The following is a 338-nucleotide window of genomic DNA, read 5'->3' on the forward strand; positions in this document are numbered from 1 at the left end:
CAGTTCGCGCTGCAGAGGCTAAACAGATTTATGAAATCGCCAGTCGTCTGCAGCAAAGGATATCTGCTGTAATGCGTTATGCCGTACAGTCTGGCATCATCAGATATAATCCTGCTCTGGATATGGCTGGCGCATTGACCACTGTAAAACGCCAGCATCGCCCCGCTCTTGATCTTTCACGTCTTCCTGAACTTCTGTCCCGTATTGGCAGTTATAAAGGTCAGCCTGTTACCCGACTTGCTGTTATGCTGAATTTACTGGTTTTTATTCGCTCCAGTGAACTCAGATATGCCCGCTGGTCAGAAATTGATATTGAAAATGCCATGTGGACTATTCCT

The 338-nt window shown here is 46.4% G+C and carries 1 protein-coding gene; it reads left to right on the forward strand.

The genetic code is table 11. The features are described from left to right. Window positions 1–338 (forward strand): tyrosine-type recombinase/integrase (locus FN960_RS23685; RefSeq protein WP_221936836.1); only part of this gene is annotated, 338 nt, incomplete at both ends.

It is taken from the genome of Alkalicoccobacillus porphyridii, assembly GCF_007293315.1.
In the GTDB taxonomy this organism is placed as follows: domain Bacteria; phylum Bacillota; class Bacilli; order Bacillales; family Bacillaceae_D; genus Alkalicoccobacillus; species Alkalicoccobacillus porphyridii.